This window comes from Pseudomonas hefeiensis (genome assembly GCF_030687835.1).
Taxonomy (GTDB): domain Bacteria; phylum Pseudomonadota; class Gammaproteobacteria; order Pseudomonadales; family Pseudomonadaceae; genus Aquipseudomonas; species Aquipseudomonas hefeiensis.
Map to the genome: position 1 here is coordinate 5,405,713 of NZ_CP117449.1, position 23,101 is coordinate 5,428,813.

A 23,101-nucleotide genomic window follows, 5' to 3' on the forward strand; every position below is an offset into this window, starting at 1 on the left:
GGTGGGAGCGGGCTTGCTCGCGAAGGCGGTGCGTCATAAAACACTGCACAGACTGACACACCGCCTTCGCGAGCAAGCCCGCTCCTACAATGTCTCACCTCAACCTTAAGCATAGAGACACACATGAAGTTTCTTTGTACCGGCGCCGAATTGCCCGACGGCGGCAGTCGCGGTTTCGACATCGACGGGCGCAAGCTGCTGGCGGTGCGTCGCGCCGGCCAGGTTTATGTCTATCTCAACCGCTGCCCGCACCGCGGTGTGCCGTTGGAATGGCGGCCCGATGAGTTTCTCGATCCCAGCGCCAGCCTGATCCAGTGCGCCACCCATGGCGCACTGTTTCTGATCGAAAACGGTGAATGCGTCGCCGGCCCCTGCGCCGGGCAGTTCCTCGCTGCGTTAGATAGCCGGGAGGACGAGCAAGGCATCTGGGTCGAGTTGTAGCGGTTCGAGCAACACCGGTAACGGGCGGTCCACCCACATCTGCTCGGGCGTCAGTCTCACCCCGTAGGCCAGCACTTCCACGCCCGCAGCTACAGCGTCGCGCAACGCCGCCGCGTACACCGGGTCGATTTCCTGTGCCGGACGCACTGCGTCGATCCCGCTCAGGTTGACACAATACAACTGCACCGCCCGCACGCCGTCCCGGGCCAAGTGAGCGAGTTCGCGCAGATGCCTGGCTCCACGCAGGGTCACCGCATCGGGAAACGCCGCCACAGTCGTGCCGTCAAAACCCAACGTGACACTTTTGACTTCGACCCAGGCAGAGCCGTCGTCATAGTCCAGGCGAAAATCGATACGACTGTTTTCCTGACCGTAAGCCACTTCACGCTTGAGCCCGGTAAAACCGTTCAGTTCGCTGATGACCCCGGCACGCAGGGCCTCCTCGATCAACGGGTTGGCTCGCGCGGTATTGATGCAGGCCAGCCGCCCCTGGGGGGTTTCGCCTATTTCCCAGGTGCCTGGCAATTTGCGCTTGGGGTCGCTGGAACGACTGAACCAGACTCGCGCGCCTTCGGCCATGCAATTGAGCATTGAGCCGGTGTTAGGGCAGTGAATAGTCAACAGTTCGCCTTGAACGGTCTCGATATCGGCGAGAAAACGCTTATAACGTCGAATCAGCCGACCTTCTTCCAGCGCAGGTGAAAAATCCATTAGCCTTGCCAGCTCCGCAGTCCGCGCTCGATTCGTTCCACCGCCTCCTGGAGCCGCGGCAGGCTCTGGGTGTAGGCGAAACGCACATGGTGCCCAGCCTGGTGGCGACCGAAATCCAGCCCCGGTGTGAACGCCACGTGTTCGGTTTCCAGAAAGTGCTGGCAGAACGCAAAAGCGTCGCCGCCGAATGCACGAATGTCGGCATACAGGTAAAACGCGCCTTCTGGTTCCACCGCAATGCCGAAACCCAACTCACGCAAGGCCGGCAGCAGAAAGTCACGACGCAGCGCGAACTCGGCCCGACGTTGCTCGAATATCTCGATGGTCGCCGGTTCGAAACAGGCCAGCGCCGCGTACTGGGCCATGCTCGGCGCACTGATGTAGAGGTTCTGCGCCAGTTTTTCCAACTCACCGACAGCCGCCGAAGGGGCCACCAGCCAGCCAAGCCGCCAACCGGTCATGCCGAAATACTTGGAAAAACTATTAAGGACAAAAGCCTCGTCGTCGACTTCCAGCACGCTCGCGGCATCGGTGCCATAAGTCAGGCCGTGATAGATCTCATCCACCACCAGGTGACCGTTGTGGCCCTTGATTGCCTTTGACAGCCCGGCCAACTCGTCCCGACTGAGAATCGTCCCGGTCGGGTTGGCCGGCGACGCCACCAGCGCGCCTACGCTGTTCTGGTCCCAGTGGCGGTTTACCAGGTCCGGGGTCAATTGGTAACGAACGTCGGGACCGACCGGCACCAGTTGAGCCGCGCCTTCTACCAGCCGCAGGAAGTGGCGGTTGCAGGGGTAACCGGGGTCAGCCAACAGCCAGTGCTTGCCCGGGTCGACCAGCAAAGCGCTGGCCAGCAGCAACGCGCCGGATCCGCCCGGCGTGACCAGGATGCGCCTGGGGTCAATTTCCACGCCGTAGCGATGCCCATAAAACCCCGCGATGGCTTCGCGCAACTCGGGGATGCCCCGGGCCGCCGTGTAACGGGTCTTTCCCGCCGCCAACGCGGCCTGGCCGGCCTGGATGATCGGCTGCGCCGTGGTGAAGTCCGGCTCGCCGATCTCCAGATGGATGACGTCGTGTCCGGCGGCCTGCAGTTCATTGGCACGGGCCAGTAGCGCCATCACATGGAACGGTTCAATGGCGCGGCTACGCGCACTGTAGGGCTGAGCCATTAGCCTTGCTTCTCACAAAAAGAACCGATTCTACCCAACTCTCTGGCGAACACAGAAACAACTGCGGGAACGAGCCCGAACTCAGGGGACCGGCGGCTTGCAGGAAATGACTCCGGCGATTGGCCCAGGCTTGACTAGAATCAAGCATTGAGCAGGTTTGCTGCCCCACCGGACCGAACCCGACCACCCTTCGCAAGCCCCGGCTACCGCAGGCTCGACAACCGGGAGTAGCGCGGCCCGATTTGATCTGGTAAGTTCGCCCGCTTGCAGCCGCAGGGCCGGCAGGTGTCGGTGATGGAGCAATCCTGCGTAGTGGATTACAAGAGTAGAGGCGGTCCATTCATGCCCACCCAAGCAAAGCAGAATCAAAATCAGTCGCTCAGCGGGTTTGAGCCATATGTCCCGCAAGCCGGCGAAGAGTACATGGGCGCCCCCATGCGCGCGCACTTCACCAAGATCCTGAACAAGTGGAAACAGGACTTGATGCAGGAAGTCGACCGCACCGTTGATCATATGAAAGACGATGCCGCCAACTTCCCCGACCCGGCCGACCGAGCCAGTCAGGAAGAAGAATTCAGCCTCGAACTGCGCGCCCGCGACCGTGAGCGCAAGCTCATCAAGAAAATCGACAAGACGTTGCAGCTGATCGAAGATGAAGAATACGGTTGGTGCGAGTCCTGCGGCGTCGAGATCGGCGTCAAACGACTGGAAGCACGTCCGACCGCCGACATGTGTGTCGACTGCAAGACGCTGGCGGAAATCAAGGAAAAACAGGTCGGCAAGTAAATTGTCGGGGCTGTAACCGAAAACGGAGCGTTCACACGCTCCGTTTTTTGTTTCTGGCACCTGACACCCATTCTGAACCTTGCGAAATCCTGTGGGAGCGGGCTTGCTCGCGAATGCGGTGGATCAGTCGACACAGATGTTGAATCCTCCACCGCATTCGCGAGCAAGCCCGCTCCCACAAATGCGCTTCTGCCAGATCCAAGCTAGTAATATTCCCCTATGACTACCGCCCCCTACATCGGCCGCTTCGCCCCCACGCCCAGCGGCCACCTGCACTTCGGCTCACTGGTCGCCGCGCTGGCGTCCTATCTGGATGCCCGGGCCGTGGGTGGACGCTGGTTGCTGCGCATGGAGGACCTCGACCCGCCACGGGAAGAGCCTGGCGCACAAGCGGCAATCTTGAAGGCACTGCAAAACTACGGGTTTGAGTGGGACGGCGAGATGGTCCGTCAGAGTGAGCGCCATGAGGCCTACGACCAGGTCATCAATCGCCTGCTCAGCCAGGGTCTGGCCTATGCCTGCACCTGCTCGCGCAAACAACTGGAACCGTATCAGGGCATTTATCCGGGCCTGTGCCGCAATGCCGGTCACGACACCAAAGACGCGGCCATCCGCCTGCGCGTTCCTGAGCTGGCGTATCACTTCAACGACCGCGTACAAGGCCCGTTCCGCCAGCACCTGGGCCGTGAAGTCGGCGATTTCGTGATTCGCCGTCGCGACGGGCTCTATGCTTATCAACTGGCGGTGGTGCTGGACGATGCCTGGCAGGGGGTGACCGATATCGTGCGCGGCGCCGACCTGCTGGACTCCACGCCACGCCAGCTGTACCTGCAAGAGCTGCTCGGTTTGCCACACCCGCGCTACCTGCATGTGCCGCTGATCACCCAGCCGGACGGGCACAAGCTCGGCAAAGCCTACCGCTCACCTGCGCTGACGGCCGACCAGGCCACACCGCTGTTGTTGCGTGCATTGCGCGCGCTGGGCCAACAGCCGGGCCCCGAACGGGTCGACGCCAGCCCCCGGGAACTGCTGGACTGGGCCATTCGCCACTGGGATGCGGGCAAAATTCCGCGCACATTGACCCTGCCAGAGGCGCAAATCCGTTGACGGCGCTTGCAGCTTGGCGCTCATCCGTTACCATCGCCGCACGTTTTCGGGCACGCGCTTAAAAAAGAGAGGCCGGGATGTACATCTATCGCTTGGTCCTGCTCCTGGTAGTGGGGATTTATCTGTTCTCCCCGGCCATCATGGATTGGTGGATCGACGCCACGGGTGCCTGGTATCGACCGTATCTGCTTTGGCTGATTCTGATCGTCGTGACCTTCATCCTGCAGAGCCAAAAAGATGCCGATGAGCTTTAGCCTGACCCAGATGATCCTGATCAGCGCCGCCTACCTGGCGGTGCTGTTCGGTGTAGCCTGGATCAGCGAACGGGGCATGATCCCCCGGGCGATCATCCGCCACCCACTGACCTACACCCTGTCGCTGGGGGTCTACGCCAGCGCATGGGCGTTCTATGGCACGGTCGGGCTGGCCTATCAGTACGGCTACGGCTTTCTGTCCAGCTACCTGGGTGTATCGGGGGCCTTCCTGCTGGCGCCGGTGTTGCTCTACCCGATCCTGAAAATCACCCGCACCTACCAGCTATCATCCCTGGCCGACCTGTTCGCCTTTCGCTTTCGCAGCACCTGGGCCGGCGCGCTGACCACGATTTTCATGCTGGTGGGCGTACTGCCGTTACTGGCCCTGCAGATCCAGGCAGTGGCCGACTCCATCAGCATCCTCACCCGCGAACCGGTGCAGCACCGGGTCGCGCTGAGTTTCTGCGCGCTGATCATCCTCTTCACGATTTTCTTCGGTTCCCGTCACATCGCCACCCGGGAGAAACACGAAGGCCTGGTGTTCGCCATTGCTTTCGAATCGGTGATCAAACTGATCGCCATCGGCGGCGTCGGCCTCTATGCCCTGTACGGCGTATTCGATGGCCCGCAACAACTGGAGTTATGGCTGCTGCAGAACCAGACCGCCCTCGCCGCCCTGCACACACCTCTGCAGGAAGGCCCATGGCGCACGCTGTTGCTGGTGTTCTTCGCGTCAGCGATCGTCATGCCGCACATGTACCACATGACCTTTACCGAAAATCTCAACCCACGCTCGCTGGTGAGCGCGAGCTGGGGCCTGCCGCTGTTCCTGCTGCTGATGAGTCTGGCGGTGCCGCTGATCCTGTGGGCCGGGCTGAAGCTGGGGGCCAGCACCAATCCTGAGTATTTCACCCTCGGCATCGGCATCGCCGCCAACAGCAAGGCCCTGGCATTGCTGGCCTACATCGGCGGCCTGTCGGCGGCCAGTGGCCTGATCATCGTCACCACGCTGGCGCTGTCGGGCATGGCCCTCAACCACCTGGTGCTGCCGCTCTACCAGCCGCCGGCCGAGGGCAATATCTACCGCTGGCTGAAATGGACCCGCCGGGCACTGATCGTCGCCATCATCATGGCCGGCTACGGCTTTTACCTGATGCTGGGAGAAGGACAGGACCTGGCCAACCTCGGCATTGTCGCGTTCGTCGCCACCTTGCAGTTCCTGCCCGGCGTACTGTCGGTGCTGTATTGGCCAACCGCCAACCGCCGTGGCTTTATCGCCGGTCTGCTGGCGGGGATCCTGGTGTGGCTGGTTGCCATGCTGTTGCCACTGCTGGGCAACATGCAAGGGTTCTATATTCCGCTGCTGAACATGATCTACGTGCTCGACGACACCAGTTGGCACATGGCGGCCATCGCCTCGCTGGCGGCGAACGTGCTGATGTTCACCCTGATCTCGCTGTTCACCAACGCCAGCAGCGAAGAGGCCAGCGCCGCCGAAGCCTGCGCGGTGGACAACGTCCGCCGCCCGCAGCGTCGGGAGTTGCACGCCGCCTCGCCCCAGGAGTTCGCCACGCAACTGGCCAAGCCCCTGGGTGCCAAGGCTGCGCAAAAAGAAGTCGAACAGGCCCTGCGCGACCTCTACCTGCCCTTCGATGAACGCCGCCCATACGCCCTGCGTCGCCTGCGGGACCGGATCGAAGCCAACCTGTCCGGCCTGATGGGCCCCAGCGTGGCCCAGGACATGGTCGAGACGTTCTTGCCCTATAAGGCCGGCGGCGAGAACTATGTCACTGAAGACATCCACTTCATCGAGAGCCGTCTGGAAGACTACCACTCGCGCCTCACCGGCCTTGCCGCTGAACTCGACGCCTTGCGCCGCTACCACCGCCAGACCTTGCAGGAACTGCCGATGGGCGTGTGCTCCCTGGCCAAGGACCAGGAAATTCTGATGTGGAACAAGGCCATGGAGGAACTGACCGGAATCGCTGCCCAGCGTGTGGTTGGTTCGCGCCTGAGTACCCTGAGTGAGCCGTGGAAAGGCCTGTTGCAAGGCTTCATCGACCTGCCGGACGAGCATCTGCACAAGCAGCACCTGGCCCTTGACGGCCAGACTCGCTGGCTTAACCTGCACAAGGCGGCGATCGACGAGCCGCTGGCGCCGGGTAACAGCGGCCTGGTGTTACTGGTGGAAGACCTCACCGACACTCAGATGCTCGAAGACAAGCTGGTCCACTCCGAACGGTTGGCAAGCATCGGCCGACTGGCCGCCGGGGTGGCCCACGAAATCGGCAACCCGATCACCGGCATCGCCTGCCTGGCGCAAAACCTGCGCGAAGAGCGCGAGGACGATGGCGAACTGACGGAAATCAGCGGCCAGATCCTCGAACAGACCAAGCGTGTGTCGCGTATCGTCCAGTCGCTGATGAGCTTCGCCCATGCCGGCGGCCACCAGCACAACGACGAACCCGTCTGTCTGGCCGAAGTGGCCCAGGACGCCATTGGTCTGCTGGCCCTGAACCGGCGCAATTTCGAGGTGCAATTCTTCAACCTGTGCGACCCGGATCATTGGGTCGACGGCGACCCCCAGCGGCTTGCCCAGGTACTGATCAACCTGCTGTCCAACGCCCGCGACGCCTCACCTGCGGGCAGCGCGGTACGGGTCAAGAGCGAAGCCAGCGAACATACGATCGACCTGATCGTCGAAGACGAAGGCAGCGGTATCCCACAGAACATCATGGACCGATTGTTCGAACCTTTCTTCACCACCAAGGACCCGGGCGAAGGCACCGGTCTGGGCCTTGCACTGGTCTATTCCATCGTTGAAGAGCATTATGGACAAATCACCATCGACAGCCCGGCCGATGTACAAAGCCAACGCGGCACCCGTATACGGGTGACCTTGCCGCGTCATGTCGAAGCGACGTCCGCTGTGAACTGAGACCGTCGAGAGAATCGAATCAATGCCGCACATTTTGATCGTCGAAGACGAAACAATTATCCGCTCCGCCTTGCGCCGCCTGCTGGAACGCAATCAGTACCAGGTCAGCGAAGCCGGTTCAGTGCAGGAAGCACAAGAACGTTTCAGCATCCCCACGTTTGACCTGATCGTCAGCGACCTGCGCTTGCCAGGCGCCCCCGGCACCGAGCTGATCAAGCTCGGCCAGGGCACGCCAGTGCTGATCATGACCAGTTACGCCAGCCTGCGCTCGGCGGTCGACTCCATGAAAATGGGCGCGGTGGACTACATCGCCAAGCCGTTTGACCACGACGAGATGCTCCAGGCCGTAGCCCGCATCCTGCGCGACCGACAGACAGCGACCAGCAATGCGCCGGAACCGGCGAGCAAGACGACAGCCTCCGCCAAAGCCGGTGCCGGCAACCATAACGGCGAAATCGGCATCATCGGTTCCTGCCCGCCCATGCAGGACTTGTACAGCAAGATCCGCAAAGTCGCGCCCACCGACTCCAATGTCTTGGTCCAGGGCGAATCCGGCACCGGCAAGGAGCTGGTAGCCCGGGCGTTGCATAACCTGTCCCGACGGGCCAAGGCCCCGATGATTTCGGTGAACTGCGCGGCGATTCCGGAAAGCCTGATCGAGTCCGAACTGTTCGGTCATGAAAAAGGCGCGTTTACCGGCGCCAGCGCCGGACGCGCCGGGCTGGTGGAAGCGGCGGACGGTGGGACGCTGTTCCTCGATGAAATCGGTGAACTACCCCTTGAAGCCCAGGCCCGTTTGCTGCGGGTGCTTCAGGAAGGCGAGATCCGTCGGGTCGGGTCGGTGCAGTCGCAGAAAGTCGATGTGCGCCTGATCGCGGCCACGCACCGCGATCTCAAGAGCCTGGCGAAGATCGGCCAGTTCCGTGAAGACTTATATTACCGTTTGCACGTCATCGCCTTGAAGTTGCCGGCCCTGCGCGAGCGTGGCGCCGACGTCAACGAAATCGCCAATGCTTTCCTTGCCCGCCAGAGCGCGCGGGTCAACCGCACCGATCTCACGTTCGCCCCGGATGCTGAACAGGCCATTCGTCACTACGCCTGGCCGGGTAACGTTCGAGAGCTGGAAAACGCGGTAGAGCGGGCAGTGATTCTGTGCGAGAGCCCGGAAATCTCGGCCGACCTGCTGGGTATCGACATCGAGTTGAGTGACCTGGACGATGAAGAGTTCATCGGCCTGGCCCCACAACAGGGTGGTGCCAATAACTCCAGCCACGAGCCCACCGAAGATTTGTCCTTGGAAGATTACTTCCAGCATTTCGTCCTCGAACATCAGGACCACATGACCGAGACCGAACTGGCGCGCAAGCTGGGGGTTAGCCGCAAATGCCTGTGGGAACGCCGGCAGCGCCTGGGTATCCCACGCCGCAAGACCGGGGTCGCCAGCGAAAGCTAAGGCGCGCGGGTAACACCGCCAAATGTGAAAAAACTGTTACCTCAGCTTTTTCACGTAACAAAAGCCGGGGTTTACGGTAACGAAACCCCGGCTTTTTTTCGCCCCGAAAAAACCGAAAAACCCATAACCCCCCCGGTTTTGCTGGGGTTCGCAAAAGTTGGCACGCACCCTGCTATAGCTTTGGTACAAGAACAATAACAAGCCATGTAAACGATAATAAAAATAAGACGAATCGACTCACGCACAATAAAAACAAGACGGCGAGAGGCGCAGCTAACTGATTCTTTTGGAGAGGCGTTGTATTTGGGGCTTGCCCCACGACCAGGCCGAGAACAATAAAACTGTCTTAAGACAGGTGCCTGAACTGGTTGGATCGATTGATCACTGCGACACAGCGACCAAAGCAATCCGTTTGCTCTTGACTCCCGAATGGGAGTGTCACGAAGGGAAAACCTTGTGGCGCGGGCACTCAACAAAAACAAGAAGCCCGAAATCAATAATAAAAATAGAGCACGCAACTAATTCTGGGGGAGCTTCGGCTCCCCCTGTGGTTTCTGTCGTTCCGCCTCCCCCGCAGCCTACAAAGCTTGTCGCTTGAAGCTTGCAGCTCAAAACTCCTGTGTCCTACACCATCCCTCGACTAAATGCTAGAATCCCCGCCCATCATGCGGTCACTCTTCGTTTTTGGCCGAATATTCCTTCAAACAGTGCATCCCATGCTGAAGAAGCTGTTCCAGTCATTCCGTTCTCCCTTGCGTCGTACGCAACACATTCGCAGCACGCCTGAAGTGCTCAACAGTGGCCAGCATTCGTTGCAAAAGGCCCAGTTCAGCCGTTACGCGGTGAACATCGTCGAACGCCTGCAGAACGCCGGTTACCAGGCTTATCTGGTGGGCGGGTGCGTGCGTGACATGCTGCTCAACATCACGCCCAAGGATTTCGACGTCGCCACCAGTGCGACGCCGGAACAGATCCGCGCCGAATTTCGCAACGCACGGATCATTGGCCGGCGCTTCAAGCTGGTCCACATCCACTTCGGCCGTGAAATCATCGAAGTGGCAACCTTCCGCGCCAACCACCCGCAAAACGATGAAGAAGAAGACAGCAACCAGTCTTCGCGCAACGAGAGCGGGCGCATCCTGCGCGATAACGTCTACGGCACGCTGGAAGAAGACGCGCAACGCCGCGACTTCACCATCAACGCCCTGTATTACGACCCGGTCAGCGAACGCATCCTCGACTACGCCAATGGCGTACACGACATCCGTAACCGCCTGATCCGCCTGATCGGCGACCCCAAGCAGCGTTACCAGGAAGACCCGGTACGCATGCTTCGGGCCGTGCGTTTCGCCGCCAAACTGGATTTCGGCATCGAAAAGCACAGCGCCACACCGATCCGCGAACTGGCTCCGATGCTGCGGGAGATCCCGTCGGCGCGTCTGTTCGAGGAGGTGCTCAAGCTGTTCCTGTCGGGCAACGCGGCGGACACCTTCGAGATGCTGGTGGACCTGCAACTGTTCGACCCGCTGTTCCCGGCCAGCGCCGAAGCGCTGGAGTACAACCCGACCTACACCCACACCCTGATCAGCGAAGCGCTGATCAACACCGATTTGCGCATCAAGCAGAACAAACCGGTGACCCCGGCCTTCCTGTTTGCTGCATTGCTCTGGCCTGCCCTCCCGGCCCGGGTTCTGCGTCTGCAGGAGCGCGGCATGCCGCCGATCCCCGCCATGCAGGAAGCCGCCCACGAGCTGATCAGCGAACAGTGCCAGCGCATCGCGATTCCGAAACGCTTCACGATGCCGATCCGCGAAATCTGGGATATGCAGGAGCGCCTGCCACGGCGCAGCGGCAAACGTGCCGACCTGCTGCTGGACAACCCGCGCTTCCGCGCTGGCTACGACTTCCTGCTGCTGCGTGAAAGCGCTGGCGAACAAACCGATGGCCTGGGTGAATGGTGGACCGACTATCAGGACGCCAACGACAGCGAGCGCCGCGACATGATCCGCGAGCTCAGCGGCAAGGACGACGGCGCCAGCGGCCCGCGCAAGCGTCGTCGCAGCAGCGGTGCCAAGCGCAAACGTGCCGGTGTCCCGAGCGCTTCGGACGAGTAATCGATGGAACGCATCTACATCGGCATGGGCAGCAACCTCGCCGAGCCCGCCGAACAATTGCGCAGCGCTGTCCAGGCGCTGGCGCAACTGCCCGACACGCAACTGGCGGGCGTGTCAGCGTTCTACCAAAGCGACTCCCTGCTGCCCGGCCAGCCACGCTACACCAATGCAGTCGCGGCGCTGGACACTTGCCTGGCGCCGCTGGACCTGCTCGATGCACTGCAAGCCATCGAAACCGGACAAGGTCGCGAACGCCTGGAGCGCTGGGGTCCGCGCACCCTGGACCTGGATATCCTCCTGTTCGGCGATCGCCTGATCGACGAACCTCGCCTGAAAGTCCCCCACTACCATATCCAGGCTCGGGCCTTCGTGCTCTATCCCCTCGCAGAACTGGCGCCCGCCGACCTGCGCCTGGCCGACGGACGCCTGCTCAAGGACCTGCTTGCAGCGTGCCCGTTTGTCGGCCTGGAACGCTTGCCCTCGAATTGACGTAGCGATCCTGTGGGAGCGAGCCTGCTCGCGATAGCGGTGATTCAGCCAATGTAAATGTCGACTGACCCACCGCTATCGCGAGCAGGCTCGCTCCCACAGGATTCGGACCCGGCAGTCACATTCGAGACACTCCCCCACGCTGAAACGCATCAGTAACCCCGGTAACACCCGGCGGTAACACATCCAATTGACTTCCCGGGTACTCCTCACGACTATAGGCGTCCCGTTGCCGCCCACGCGGCGCTAAAGGGCGCAATCCAGGCCTTACAAGCACCACGCATAGAAGGTGCGCCTGTATAAATGACGAATCATGCGCGTTACTCGCAGTAGTTCAAGGAAGTGTTCTCAGTCAGGGAAACCCGTTGAGAACATTCCCTGGCGCCTAATGAGGACTTTTTCATGCCAGCTATTACCCTGACCACGCTGCAAGGTCTTAAGCAAAAAGGTGAAAAAATCACCATGCTGACCTGCTATGACGCAACCTTCGCCCACGCCTGCAATGAGGCCGGTGTCGAAGTGCTGCTGGTGGGCGATTCCCTCGGCATGGTGTTGCAAGGCCACGACAGCACGCTGCCGGTAAGCACCACCGACATGGCCTATCACGTGGCCGCGGTCAAACGCGGTAACACCGATGCCCTGATCCTCGCCGACCTGCCATTCATGGCCTATGCCACCCTCGAACAGACCATGACCAACAGCGCCCAACTGATGCAGGCCGGCGCTCATATGGTGAAAATCGAAGGCGCGTTGTGGCTGGCCGATTCCATTCGCCTGCTGGCCGAGCGCGGTATCCCGGTGTGCGCACACCTGGGTTTGACGCCCCAAGCGGTGAATATCCTCGGCGGTTACAAGGTCCAGGGCCGCAATGAAAACCAGGCCCGTCAAATGCGCGCCGATGCGATCGCGCTGGAGCAAGCTGGCGCCGCAATGTTGCTGCTCGAATGCGTCCCCAGCGAACTGGCGGAGGAAATCACCCAGGCGGTGAAGATCCCGGTCATCGGCATCGGCGCCGGCAGCGCCACCGACGGCCAGGTACTGGTGCTGCACGACATGCTCGGCTTGTCGATCACCGGTCGCGTGCCCAAATTCGTGAAGAACTTCATGGCCGGGCAAGCGAGCATTCAGGCCGCCCTGGGCGCCTACGTTGCTGAAGTCAAAGCGGCGACCTTCCCTGGCGTCGAGCACGGATTTTCTGCATGAACACCGTCAAAACCGTACGCGAACTGCGGGCCGCCGTGGCCCGCGCTCGCAGCGAAGGCAAACGCATCGCTTTCGTGCCGACTATGGGTAACCTGCACAGCGGCCATATGGCGCTGGTCACCAAAGCGGCGCAGCGGGCCGACTTCGTGGTGGCGAGCATTTTCGTCAACCCGCTGCAATTCGGTGCCGGCGAAGACCTGGACAAATATCCGCGCACTCTGGCGGCCGACCAGGAAAAACTGCTCCAGGCCGGTTGCCATCTGCTGTTCGCTCCAACCGTCGAAGAAATGTACCCCGACGGCATGGCCGGGCAGACCCGGGTCAGCGTCCCGCAATTGTCCGAAGGCCTGTGCGGCGCCAGCCGTCCGGGGCATTTCGAGGGTGTGGCAACGGTGGTCAGCAAACTGTTCAACATGGTCCAGCCTGATCTTGCGGTGTTCGGCCAGAAGGACTTCCAGCAACTGGCGGTGATCCGCGCGCTGGTCCATGACCTGAACATGCCGATCCAGATCATTGGCGAGCCGACCGTTCGCGCCGAAGACGGCCTGGCGCTGTCGTCGCGCAACGGCTTCCTCAGCCCTGAACAACGCGCGGTGGCGCCCGTGGTCTATCGCAGCCTGAGCCAGATTGGCGAGGCGATCAGGCTGGGGCGACGGGATTATCCGGCGCTGGTGGCCGAGCAGATCAAGCAACTGGAAACTGCCGGCCTGCGTCCTGATTATCTGGAAGTTCGCCACGCCCGTACCTTACGACCGGCCACGGCCGAGGACCGCGACCTGGCGATTCTGGTGGCTGCGTTCCTGGGCACCACACGGCTGATCGACAACTTGCACCTGGACCTCGACGCAACCGCCTGAATCACCCCCCGTCCCAATCTGGGGATGGGCCTTGTGGGAGCAATCCTGTGGGAGCAAAGCTTGCTCGCGATAGCGGCCGAAAAGTCGACATATGTGTTGAATTTGACAGCGTCATCGCGAGCAAGCTTTGCTCCCACAGCCTAGCTCCCACAAGGGATAGACGGTATTTTACTGACTGCATTCTCACATCCCTTGCATATTGCCGCCTCCAGAGCCTTCGGGCAAACTGCCCGCCGTTCGGACCCGACCAGAGGAAACATTCATGCACGCCATCATGCTCAAGGCCAAGCTGCACCGCGCCGAAGTCACTCACGCCGTGCTCGACTACGAAGGCTCCTGCGCCATTGATGGTGAGTGGCTGGACCTGTCGGGTATCCGTGAATACGAACAGATCCAGATCTACAACGTCGACAATGGGGAACGCTTCACCACCTACGCGATCCGTGGCGAAGAAGGCTCGCGAATGATTTCGGTCAACGGCGCTGCGGCGCACAAGGCCAAGGTGGGTGACCGGGTGATCATCTGTGCCTACGCCCATTACAGCGAGGCCGAACTGGCCAACTTCAAGCCCCGCATGTTGTACATGGCCCCGGGCAACGAACTGAGCCATACCAGTAACGCCATCCCGGTTCAGGTCGCCTGACCGAACCCCGGCCAGCGTGGGAGCCTGTGGGAGCCTGTGGGAGCAAAGCTTGCTCGCGATGGCGATTGATAGTCGACACGGATGTTGAATGTGACGGCCTCATCGCGAGCAAGCTTGGCTCCCACAGTCCGTCTGTCGGAGCAATCCCGCCCCTGCTGTATAAAAAAGTACCGGGAAACGGTCTGACAAAGTCAAGACAGATCGCAACACGAGGTTTACTGTAGTCGCCCTGTGCCCATAAATCGTGTCGACGCAGTTGTCCGGACGCCCCCTGAGGCCATGCCGGAATTTTTAGTGTACAAAAGGTCGTTCAAGTAAAAAGGAAACCCGCAGCGATGGCGTATTACCGAACCCCTCACGACGTGACCGCTCTGCCTGCCTGGCAAGCGCTGAATGACCACCGCAAAGCCATGCAGGACTTCAGCATGCGCGAAGCGTTCCATGCCGATCCGCAGCGTTTCAATCAATTCACCCTGTCGAGCTGCGGCCTGTTTCTCGACTACTCAAAAAACCTGATCAACGCCCAGACCCGTGACCTACTGGTTTGCCTGGCCAATGAAGTCGACCTCAAGGGTGCGATCAAGGCGCTGTTCGAAGGCGAAATCGTCAATGCCTCCGAGAACCGCCCGGCCCTGCACACCGCCCTACGCCGGCCAGTGGGCGACAAATTGCTGGTAAGCGGCGTCGACGTCATGCCCGACGTACACAAGGTGCTGAACCAGATCACTGATCTGGTAGGTCGCATTCATGACGGTCTGTGGCGCGGCTACACCGAAAAACCGATTACCGACGTGGTGAACATCGGCATCGGCGGCTCTTTCCTCGGCCCGGAACTGGTCTCCGAAGCGCTGTTGTCTTACGCGCAAAAAGGCGTGCGCTGTCACTACCTGGCGAACATCGACGGCAGCGAGTTCCATGAGCTGACCATGAAGTTGCGCGCCGAGACCACGCTGTTCATCGTCTCGTCGAAATCCTTCAACACCCTCGAAACCCTGAAGAACGCCCAGGCTGCCCGTGCCTGGTACCTGGCCCAGGGCGGTTCCGAGGCGGAGCTGTACCGCCACTTCATCGCCGTATCAAGTAATAACGCCGCCGCCGTGGCCTTCGGCATCCGCGAAGAAAACATCTTCCCGATGTGGGATTGGGTCGGCGGGCGCTACTCGCTCTGGTCGGCCATCGGCTTGCCGATCGCCCTGGCCATCGGCATGTCGAACTTCAAGGAATTGCTCTCCGGTGCCTACTCCATGGACCAGCATTTCCAGAGCGCGCCGTTCGAACAGAACATGCCGGTACTGCTGGCACTGCTGGGCGTGTGGTACGGCAACTTCTGGGGCGCGCAAAGCCATGCGATCCTGCCGTACGACCACTACCTGCGCAACATCACCAAGCACTTGCAGCAACTGGACATGGAATCCAACGGCAAGAGCGTGCGCCAGGACGGCACACCGGTGTCTACCGACACAGGTCCTGTGATCTGGGGCGGCGTCGGTTGCAATGGTCAGCACGCCTACCACCAGTTGCTGCATCAGGGCACCCAGTTGATCCCGGCGGACTTCATCGTGCCGATCGTCAGTTTCAACCCGGTTTCCGATCACCACCAGTGGCTGTACGCCAACTGCCTGTCCCAGAGCCAGGCGCTGATGCTAGGCAAGACCCGCGCCGAAGCCGAAGCGGAACTGCGTGACAAAGGCGCGAGCGAAGAAGACGTACAGAAGCTGGCCTCCCACAAGGTGATCCCGGGCAACCGTCCGAGCAACACCCTGGTGGTCGAACGCATCAGTCCGCGTCGCCTTGGCGCATTGGTAGCGCTGTACGAACATAAAGTGTTCGTGCAAAGCGTGGTCTGGGGCATCAACGCTTTCGACCAATGGGGCGTGGAGCTGGGCAAAGAATTGGGCAAGGGCGTCTACAACCGTCTGGTGGGCAGCGAAGAAAGCGCGGCCGAAGACCCTTCGACCCAGGGTTTGATCAACTACTTCCGCGGGCGTCATCGCGGCTGATCCCTGGGTTGCATCACCCTTGTGGGAGCGGGCTTTGTGGGAGCAAAGCTTGCTCGCGATAGCGGTCTGACATCAACTTATCTGTTGAATGTGACGACGTCATCGCGAGCAAGCTCTGCTCCCACCAAGCTCGCACAGTTGATTTGTACATGACTTGAACCCTCAGGCTACTCGGCGCATCTTTATGACTTGTCGCAAAAACAAGAATAAGGAACCGTCATGTTCGATATCAGCCAGTACCCCCAAGCCGATGCCGTCCGCCGGGCTGCGCAACTGAGTCAGGACGAGTACACGCGGCTCTACAAAGAATCCATCGAACACCCGAGCGCTTTCTGGGCCGAGCAGGCCACGCGCTTTCTCGACTGGATGACGCCCTGGCAAACCGTCCAGCGCTATGACCTCAAGATCGGCGACGCCACCTGGTTCGCCGGGGGCAAGCTGAACGTCAGCGCCAATTGCATCGACCGCCATCTGGAGACACGTGGCGACCAGACGGCGATCATCTGGGAAGGCGACAATCCCGCCGAATCGGCAGAAATCACCTACAAAAAACTTCACCACCATGTTTGCCGCCTGGCCAACGTGCTGAAAAGCCGCGGCGTGAAGAAAGGCGACCGGGTCTGCATATATATGCCGATGATCCCGGAGGCGGCCTACGCCATGCTTGCCTGCACCCGCATTGGCGCGGTGCATTCGGTGGTGTTCGGCGGCTTTTCGCCGGATTCGCTGCGCGACCGGATTCTCGACGCCGATTGCCGCACCGTGATTACCGCCGACGAAGGCGTGCGCGGAGGACGATTCATACCGCTCAAGCGCAACGTTGATAGGGCCCTGGAAAGTTGCCCGAACGTCAGCACCGTGCTGGTGGTCGAGCGCACCCAGGGCGAAGTGGCCTGGGTCGAAGGCCGCGATCTGTGGTACCACCAGGCGATGCATGCCATGAGCGACGATTGCCCGCCGGAACCGATGGACGCCGAAGACCCGCTGTTCATCCTCTACACCTCCGGCAGCACCGGTAAACCCAAGGGTGTGCTGCACACCACCGGGGGTTATCTGCTGCAAGCGGCGATGACGTTCAAGTACGTACTGGACTACCGCGACAACGAAGTGTTCTGGTGCACCGCCGATGTCGGTTGGGTCACCGGCCACAGCTACATCGTCTACGGACCGCTGGCCAACGGCGCCACCACGCTGATCTTCGAAGGCGTGCCGAGCTACCCCAGCAGTTCGCGTTTCTGGCAGGTGATCGACAAGCATCAAGTCAATATTTTCTACACGGCCCCGACCGCCCTGCGGGCGCTGATGCGCGAAGGTGCCGGCCCGTTGCGGGAAACGTCGCGCAAAAGCCTGCGATTGCTCGGCAGCGTCGGTGAGCCAATCAACCCGGAAGCGTGGGAATGGTACTTCAACGTGGTGGGCGAACAGCGCTGCCCGATTGTCGACACCTGGTGGCAAACCGAAACCGGCGGCATCATGCTCAGCCCGCTGGTGAGTGCGCCGCGGCTCAAGCCGGGCTGCGCCACCCGACCGATGTTCGGCGTGCAACCGGTATTGCTGGATGAAACCGGCAAGGAAATCCACGGTGCGGGCAGCGGTGTACTGGCGATCAAGGCGAGCTGGCCGGGGCAGATTCGCAGCGTTTATGGCGACCACCCACGCATGGTCGACACCTACTTCAAGCCCTATCCCGGCTATTACTTCACCGGCGACGGCGCCCGTCGAGATGAAGATGGCGATTACTGGATCACCGGGCGCATCGACGATGTGATCAACGTCTCCGGGCACCGCATCGGCACCGCCGAAATAGAAAGCGCCTTGGTGTTGCACGACAACATCGCCGAAGCGGCAGTGGTCGGTTACCCCCACGACCTCAAGGGCCAGGGCATCTACGCTTTCGTCACGCCGATGGATGGAATCGAGGCCAACGACGCATTGAAGAAGGAATTGCTGGACCACGTCAGCAAGGAAATCGGCAGCTTCGCCAAACCGGAACTGATCCAGTGGGCGCCTGCACTGCCCAAGACCCGCTCAGGCAAGATCATGCGGCGCATTCTGCGCAAGATTGCCTGCAACGAGCTCGACAGCCTGGGCGACACCTCGACCCTGGCCGATCCGAGCGTGGTGGAGGGGCTGATCGACAAGCGCCTCAACCGCTGAACCAAACACAAGAACCTGTGGCGAGGGAGCTTGCTCCCGTTTTTTGTGGCGAGGGGATTTATCCCCGCTGGACTGCGCAGCAGTCCCCATACAGCAAGCGAGATCTGACTGACACTCCGAGTCGTCAGATTTCAGGGCTGCTGCGCAGCCCAACGGGGATAAATCCCCTCGCCACAATTCGGTGCCGGCTCACATCCGCATGCAATACCCAACCCGAGTATCCATAACTGCTAAACTCCCGCGCCTCATTTCCTTAAGGCGCGCCCGGCATGTCTTCCTTGAATCAGGCGCTGCGCGCCGCCCTCGATCAGCGTCAGGACCTGCTCGACCAATTGCACCAGCAAGGCACCGACTGCTATCGCCTGTTCCATGGCAGCCAGGAAGGCGCCCCTGGGCTGACGGTCGACCGCTACGGCCCGCAATTGCTGGTGCAGAGTTTCCATCAATCGCTGGAACGCGATGTCTTGTTGCAGTTGCACGGCCTCGTCAACGAGCGCCTGGGCCTGAACACCCTGCTGGTCTACAACGATCGCGCCCGGGGCAATTCGCGCATCGACCGCCAGGACACTGTTTACCAGGCTGACGAAGCCGCCCTGCAAGACCTTGTCGGCCATGAATGGGGCCTGAACTATCGCGTTCGCGGACGCCATGCCGGGCAGGATCCATTGCTGTTTCTCGACCTGCGCAACGCCCGGGGCTGGGTCAAGGAACACAGCCGTCACAAAAGCGTGCTGAACCTGTTCGCCTACACCTGTGGCGTCGGCCTGAGCGCTGCGGCCGGTGGTGCGCGGGAGGTGTGTAACCTGGACTTTGCCGAAGGCAACCTGGCGGTGGGTCGCGAGAACGGTCTGCTCAACCCTGATCTGCCGCCCATGGATTTCGTGCAATCGGATTACTTCCCGGCCATCCGCCAACTGGCCGGCCTGCCCATCAGTCAGCGACGCGGGCAGAAACTGCCAGGTTACGTACGCCTGGAGCAACGCCAGTACGACCTGGTGCTGCTCGACCCGCCAGCCTGGGCCAAGAGCGCGTTCGGCACTGTCGACCTGTTGCGCGATTACCAGAGCCTGCTCAAGCCGGCGCTGCTCACCACCGCTGAAAATGGCGTGCTGATCTGCTGCAACAACCTGGCAAAAGTCTCCATGGACGACTGGCGCGAGCAGGTGCTGCGCTGCGCGGAAAAGGCCGGTCGCCCGGTGCGCGAATGGAAAACACTGACACCCGGCAGCGATTTTCCCTCGCAGGACCAACAGCCGCCACTCAAGACGCTGATCCTCCAGCTCTGAACCAACGGCTCAACTCCTACGCTGAAAACGGACAAATCTGATAAATCACAGTGGCTTCGGAACCGTAAACGCATGCCATACTCCAAGGCATTCCGAATTCACATCAGATGAAGCCGCACATGCCCAAAGGATTGATTCGCGCTTTCGGCGCCCTGTTGACCGTACTGGCCCTCTACAGCCTGCTGGGTTTTCTGATATTGCCCGGTGTCGCCTTGCGGATCGCCAATCAACAACTGGCCGAGCATGCAACGGTGCCGGCCCGGATCCAGCGTATCGAACTCAACCCCTTCAGCCTTGAAGTCACCCTTTGGGGCCTGAATGTCGGCGAGCCGGGCAAGGAGCAGGTCGCCTTCGAACGGCTGTATACCAACCTGCAGCTCGACAGCCTCTGGTCCGGCGCCCTGCACCTGACCGATATCGAGCTGGACAAGCCCAAGACCGAGATCCTGTTCGCCAAGGACGGTCAGCTGAACCTGCTGGGCCTGTTCAAGCTACCGGCCAGCGAACCCACCCCGGCCGACCCTGACGCCAAGCCGTTTCCCCTGCGAGTCGACCGGATCAAACTGGCCGGCGGGTACGTACACTTTCAGGACCTGCGTCCCAGCGAACCCATCGAATTTCTATACGACACCCTTGATTTCGAGCTGAAAAACCTCAGCACACTGCCCGACGACAACGCCGACATGACCCTGGTGGCCGTCAGCCCTCAAGGAGGCCGGGTCGACTGGACTGGCAACTTCAGCCTCACGCCGATCACCTCCGAGGGCAAGATCAAAGTCACCGACGGCCAGATGAAAGTCTGGTGGCCGTACGTACGCGACGCGGTACCGCTGGTGCTGGAAAACGGCGTGCTGAACCTGAGTACCGACTACAAGCTCAACCTGGCCAAGGGCACCGAACTGCTGCTCAACAACGTGGCCGTCAGCGTAGCCCCCTTCTCCATCAAGGCGCCCGACGGCCGTCCATTGGCGAAACTCGAGCGCCTGGATGTGAGCGAAACAACCGTCGACCTGGCCAAGCAACAAATCATCGTCGGCAAGATCCGCAGCCAGAAGCTGGAAACCTGGGCCGCTCGCGAGGCGGATGGGCAACTGGACTGGCAAAAACTCTTCGCCAGCCAGCCGGCCAAACCGCAGGTCAAGGTCGAACCGGCGTCGGCCCCGGCAGCCGCCGACTCGCCCGAGCCTGAACCCCAAGCACCGAGCAAGCCCTGGCAGGTGCTGTTGAAGGACGTGCAACTGCGCAATTACCAAGTGCATCTGGCCGACCGTCAGGCGCAACCTGCCGTGGCCCTGGAGGTCGGCCCGCTGAACCTCGACCTGCAGAACTACGACACCCTCAACGGCTCACCCTTCACCCTCAAGCTGGATACCGGGGTGGGCAAGCAGGGCAAGATCCTGGCTGACGGCGAGGTCAACCTGAACCCGGTCACCGCCCGGCTCAAGGTCAAGACCCAGGACATCGACTTGCGGGTCGCCCAGGCGTATATCAACCCGTTCATTCGCCTGGAACTGCGCTCCGGGATGCTCGGCAGCGACCTGGCGGTGGACCTCAAAAGCACCGAGCCGCTGGCATTCGCCGTCACCGGACGCGCCCAGGTCGATCAACTGCACACCCTCGATACCCTCAGGACCCGGGACTTCATCAAGTGGAAACAGTTGGTGCTCGAAGGGCTCAACTATCAGCACGGCGACAGCCTGTCGATCGACAAGGTCAACCTGTACCAGCCTTACGCACGATTCATGATCAACAGAGACCGCACCACCAACGTCGATGACCTGCTGATCCCGCAACCGGCCGACAGTGGTACGAACAACAGCTCGGCAAAGCCGGCATCCCAGGACAAACCGCTGGGCATCCACGTCGGCGGCATTGCCATCAACGACGGTTCGGCCAACTTCGCCGACTTCAGCCTGACGCCGAATTTCGCCACGGCCGTCCAGCAGCTCAACGGCCAGATCGGCACCATCGACAGCCGCCAGGCCAAGCCGGCCACCGTGGACATCAACGGCAAGGTCGACCGCTACGCGCCTGTCACCATCAAAGGGGCGCTCAACCCTTTCGACCCGATGGCCAGCCTCGACATCGCCACCAGTTTCAAACGGGTCGAGCTGACGACCCTGACGCCCTATTCCGGCAAATTCGCTGGCTATCGCATCCGCAAGGGCCGACTCAACCTCGACCTGCATTACCGGATCACCAAAGGCAAATTGCAGGCCGAGAACAAAGTGGTGGTCGAGCAACTGCAGTTAGGAGAAAAGGTCGACAGCCCAGACGCCGTGAGCCTGCCGCTCAAGCTGGCCGTCGCGCTGCTGAAGGACTCCGAAGGCAGGATTTCCATCGAGCTGCCGGTTTCCGGTGACCTCAATGACCCGCAATTCAGCGTGATGCCGATTGTCTGGCAAACCCTGCGCAACCTGGTAGTACGGGCGGCCCAGGCACCATTCAAACTCATCGGCGGGCTGGTGGCCGGTGGGGCCTCGCAAGACTTGGGCAGCGTGTCATTCGCCCCGGGCTCAAGCGAACTGAACCCGGAGAACGAAGGCACGCTGCTCAAGTTGTCCGAAGCCCTTGGTAAACGTCCGGAGTTGCGCCTGGAGATTGAGGGCACCGCCGCCCAAAGCAGCGACGGTCCGCTGCTCGCCGCCCAGCGTCTGGAACGCGAATACCAGTACAACTACTACAAGATGCTGCAGCGCCGGGGCGACAAGGTCCCTGCCAAGGCCGCGCTGCTGGAGGTGCCCGAGGATGAAAAGGCACCGCTGCTCGAAGGCATCTATCGCACCCGTCTCAAGACCCAGCCACCGGTCGAATGGACACAACTGGATAAAAAGGCGCGCACGGAAAAACTGCGCGAAGGCGTGATCACCTTCTGGAGTGGCAACGAAGTGCTGTTGCGCCAGCTGGGGCAGGAGCGCGCCAGCAGCATCAAGGACTTCCTGGTGGACAAAGGGCAATTGGCCGATGACCGTGTGTATTTCATCGACGCCAGCCTTGGTCAGGCCGAAAGCGACGGGCGCGTGATCACCCCCATGCATCTGGATGCCGAATAAGATGAAACGTCTGTACGGGCTCAGCCTGGTCTTGCTGCTCGCCAGCGGCCAGGCGTCGGCGGCCGACACATTGCGTTGTGGCAACCAGTTGATCAGCGTCGGTGACCGCTCCAGCGAAGTCCTGCAAAAATGCGGGCAACCCGCGGCTCGGGATGACCTGGGCTACAAACGCAGTGTCAATCGCCGCGAAGAATACCCGGTGGAAGAATGGACCTACGGCCCCACCACTGGCATGTACCAGTACTTGCGCTTTGAAGGTAACCGGTTGGTGCAGATCACCAGCAAGCGGGGACGCTGAACGGTCCCTGTTCATTCAGTTGGCACGGCGTGGGATGTACCGCCGTCTTCGCGAGCAAGCCCGCTCCCACAATGGATCGCATTCTTCCCGACGAAACTCGGTCCACTGTGGGAGCGGGCTTGCTCGCGAAAAGGGCAAA

At 61.1% G+C, this 23,101-nt stretch carries 18 protein-coding genes; 16 read left to right on the top strand and 2 right to left on the bottom strand.

Features of this window, described 5'->3' with window-relative positions; translation table 11 throughout:
- Positions 1 to 123 precede the first annotated feature (123 nt).
- The gene (locus PSH57_RS24360; RefSeq protein WP_305385918.1) at positions 124 to 441 is read left to right on the top strand and encodes a Rieske (2Fe-2S) protein; all 318 of its coding nucleotides are present in this window, start codon (positions 124 to 126) and stop codon (positions 439 to 441) included.
- On the opposite strand, the gene sfsA is transcribed toward PSH57_RS24360, so the two are convergent.
- Positions 397 to 1,152, bottom strand: a complete 756-nt coding sequence (gene sfsA / locus PSH57_RS24365; protein ID WP_305385919.1) for a DNA/RNA nuclease SfsA — start codon at positions 1,150 to 1,152, stop codon at positions 397 to 399. The two genes, PSH57_RS24360 and sfsA, sit on opposite strands and share 45 nt — an antisense overlap.
- Positions 1,152 to 2,324, bottom strand: a complete 1,173-nt coding sequence (locus PSH57_RS24370; RefSeq protein ID WP_305385920.1) for a pyridoxal phosphate-dependent aminotransferase — start codon at positions 2,322 to 2,324, stop codon at positions 1,152 to 1,154. The genes sfsA and PSH57_RS24370 overlap by 1 nt, the downstream gene beginning before the upstream one ends.
- 342 nt (positions 2,325 to 2,666) lie before the next feature.
- Between PSH57_RS24370 and dksA the strand changes: the two genes are divergently transcribed.
- The 15 genes from dksA (at position 2,667) to PSH57_RS24445 (ending at position 22,962) form a co-directional block, all read left to right on the top strand.
- Positions 2,667 to 3,110, top strand: coding sequence for an RNA polymerase-binding protein DksA (gene dksA / locus PSH57_RS24375; RefSeq protein ID WP_018609331.1), 444 nt, complete (start codon positions 2,667 to 2,669; stop codon positions 3,108 to 3,110).
- A 219-nt stretch (positions 3,111 to 3,329) separates the two neighbouring features.
- On the top strand, positions 3,330 to 4,217 hold the full coding sequence (gluQRS, locus tag PSH57_RS24380; protein ID WP_305385921.1) for a tRNA glutamyl-Q(34) synthetase GluQRS: 888 nt from the start codon (positions 3,330 to 3,332) through the stop codon (positions 4,215 to 4,217).
- A 77-nt stretch (positions 4,218 to 4,294) separates the two neighbouring features.
- The gene (locus tag PSH57_RS24385) at positions 4,295 to 4,471 is read left to right on the top strand and encodes a hypothetical protein (RefSeq protein ID WP_003176118.1); all 177 of its coding nucleotides are present in this window, start codon (positions 4,295 to 4,297) and stop codon (positions 4,469 to 4,471) included.
- Positions 4,455 to 7,409, top strand: a complete 2,955-nt coding sequence (locus PSH57_RS24390; RefSeq protein ID WP_256233098.1) for a sensor histidine kinase — start codon at positions 4,455 to 4,457, stop codon at positions 7,407 to 7,409. Before PSH57_RS24385 ends, PSH57_RS24390 begins: the two co-directional genes overlap by 17 nt.
- A gap of 22 nt (positions 7,410 to 7,431) precedes the next feature.
- Entirely contained in the window at positions 7,432 to 8,862 is a 1,431-nt protein-coding gene (locus PSH57_RS24395) for a sigma-54-dependent transcriptional regulator (protein WP_305385922.1), read from the top strand.
- A gap of 716 nt (positions 8,863 to 9,578) precedes the next feature.
- The gene (locus tag PSH57_RS24400) at positions 9,579 to 10,976 is read left to right on the top strand and encodes a polynucleotide adenylyltransferase PcnB (protein WP_256233100.1); all 1,398 of its coding nucleotides are present in this window, start codon (positions 9,579 to 9,581) and stop codon (positions 10,974 to 10,976) included.
- 3 nt (positions 10,977 to 10,979) lie between these two features.
- Entirely contained in the window at positions 10,980 to 11,465 is a 486-nt protein-coding gene (folK, locus tag PSH57_RS24405; protein WP_305385923.1) for a 2-amino-4-hydroxy-6-hydroxymethyldihydropteridine diphosphokinase, read from the top strand.
- Positions 11,466 to 11,867: 402 nt separating this feature from the next.
- A complete protein-coding gene (panB, locus tag PSH57_RS24410) occupies positions 11,868 to 12,668 on the top strand; it encodes a 3-methyl-2-oxobutanoate hydroxymethyltransferase (protein ID WP_305385924.1) in 801 nt (266 codons plus the stop codon).
- Complete coding sequence (gene panC, locus PSH57_RS24415; RefSeq protein ID WP_305385925.1) at positions 12,665 to 13,525, top strand: pantoate--beta-alanine ligase; 861 nt, start codon at positions 12,665 to 12,667, stop codon at positions 13,523 to 13,525. The genes panB and panC overlap by 4 nt, the downstream gene beginning before the upstream one ends.
- 262 nt (positions 13,526 to 13,787) lie before the next feature.
- On the top strand, positions 13,788 to 14,168 hold the full coding sequence (gene panD, locus PSH57_RS24420; protein ID WP_047229851.1) for an aspartate 1-decarboxylase: 381 nt from the start codon (positions 13,788 to 13,790) through the stop codon (positions 14,166 to 14,168).
- Positions 14,169 to 14,503: 335 nt separating this feature from the next.
- Positions 14,504 to 16,168, top strand: a complete 1,665-nt coding sequence (pgi, locus tag PSH57_RS24425) for a glucose-6-phosphate isomerase (protein WP_305385926.1) — start codon at positions 14,504 to 14,506, stop codon at positions 16,166 to 16,168.
- Between the two features lie 219 nt (positions 16,169 to 16,387).
- A complete protein-coding gene (acs, locus tag PSH57_RS24430; protein WP_305385927.1) occupies positions 16,388 to 18,325 on the top strand; it encodes an acetate--CoA ligase in 1,938 nt (645 codons plus the stop codon).
- A gap of 269 nt (positions 18,326 to 18,594) precedes the next feature.
- Positions 18,595 to 19,611 (top strand): class I SAM-dependent rRNA methyltransferase, encoded by a 1,017-nt coding sequence (locus PSH57_RS24435; RefSeq protein ID WP_305385928.1) that lies wholly within the window; start codon positions 18,595 to 18,597, stop codon positions 19,609 to 19,611.
- A 119-nt stretch (positions 19,612 to 19,730) separates the two neighbouring features.
- Positions 19,731 to 22,664, top strand: coding sequence for a DUF748 domain-containing protein (locus PSH57_RS24440; RefSeq protein ID WP_305416167.1), 2,934 nt, complete (start codon positions 19,731 to 19,733; stop codon positions 22,662 to 22,664).
- Position 22,665: 1 nt separating this feature from the next.
- Positions 22,666 to 22,962, top strand: a complete 297-nt coding sequence (locus PSH57_RS24445) for a DUF2845 domain-containing protein (protein WP_305385929.1) — start codon at positions 22,666 to 22,668, stop codon at positions 22,960 to 22,962.
- Positions 22,963 to 23,101: the final 139 nt, after the last annotated feature.

Coding starts and splice junctions, on each gene's coding strand:
- PSH57_RS24360 (WP_305385918.1), top strand. CDS start 124: ATGAAGTTTCTTTGTACCGGCGCCGAATTGCCCGACGGCGGCAGTCGC.
- sfsA (WP_305385919.1), bottom strand. CDS start 1,152: ATGGATTTTTCACCTGCGCTGGAAGAAGGTCGGCTGATTCGACGTTAT.
- PSH57_RS24370 (WP_305385920.1), bottom strand. CDS start 2,324: ATGGCTCAGCCCTACAGTGCGCGTAGCCGCGCCATTGAACCGTTCCAT.
- dksA (WP_018609331.1), top strand. CDS start 2,667: ATGCCCACCCAAGCAAAGCAGAATCAAAATCAGTCGCTCAGCGGGTTT.
- gluQRS (WP_305385921.1), top strand. CDS start 3,330: ATGACTACCGCCCCCTACATCGGCCGCTTCGCCCCCACGCCCAGCGGC.
- PSH57_RS24385 (WP_003176118.1), top strand. CDS start 4,295: ATGTACATCTATCGCTTGGTCCTGCTCCTGGTAGTGGGGATTTATCTG.
- PSH57_RS24390 (WP_256233098.1), top strand. CDS start 4,455: ATGCCGATGAGCTTTAGCCTGACCCAGATGATCCTGATCAGCGCCGCC.
- PSH57_RS24395 (WP_305385922.1), top strand. CDS start 7,432: ATGCCGCACATTTTGATCGTCGAAGACGAAACAATTATCCGCTCCGCC.
- PSH57_RS24400 (WP_256233100.1), top strand. CDS start 9,579: ATGCTGAAGAAGCTGTTCCAGTCATTCCGTTCTCCCTTGCGTCGTACG.
- folK (WP_305385923.1), top strand. CDS start 10,980: ATGGAACGCATCTACATCGGCATGGGCAGCAACCTCGCCGAGCCCGCC.
- panB (WP_305385924.1), top strand. CDS start 11,868: ATGCCAGCTATTACCCTGACCACGCTGCAAGGTCTTAAGCAAAAAGGT.
- panC (WP_305385925.1), top strand. CDS start 12,665: ATGAACACCGTCAAAACCGTACGCGAACTGCGGGCCGCCGTGGCCCGC.
- panD (WP_047229851.1), top strand. CDS start 13,788: ATGCACGCCATCATGCTCAAGGCCAAGCTGCACCGCGCCGAAGTCACT.
- pgi (WP_305385926.1), top strand. CDS start 14,504: ATGGCGTATTACCGAACCCCTCACGACGTGACCGCTCTGCCTGCCTGG.
- acs (WP_305385927.1), top strand. CDS start 16,388: ATGTTCGATATCAGCCAGTACCCCCAAGCCGATGCCGTCCGCCGGGCT.
- PSH57_RS24435 (WP_305385928.1), top strand. CDS start 18,595: ATGTCTTCCTTGAATCAGGCGCTGCGCGCCGCCCTCGATCAGCGTCAG.
- PSH57_RS24440 (WP_305416167.1), top strand. CDS start 19,731: ATGCCCAAAGGATTGATTCGCGCTTTCGGCGCCCTGTTGACCGTACTG.
- PSH57_RS24445 (WP_305385929.1), top strand. CDS start 22,666: ATGAAACGTCTGTACGGGCTCAGCCTGGTCTTGCTGCTCGCCAGCGGC.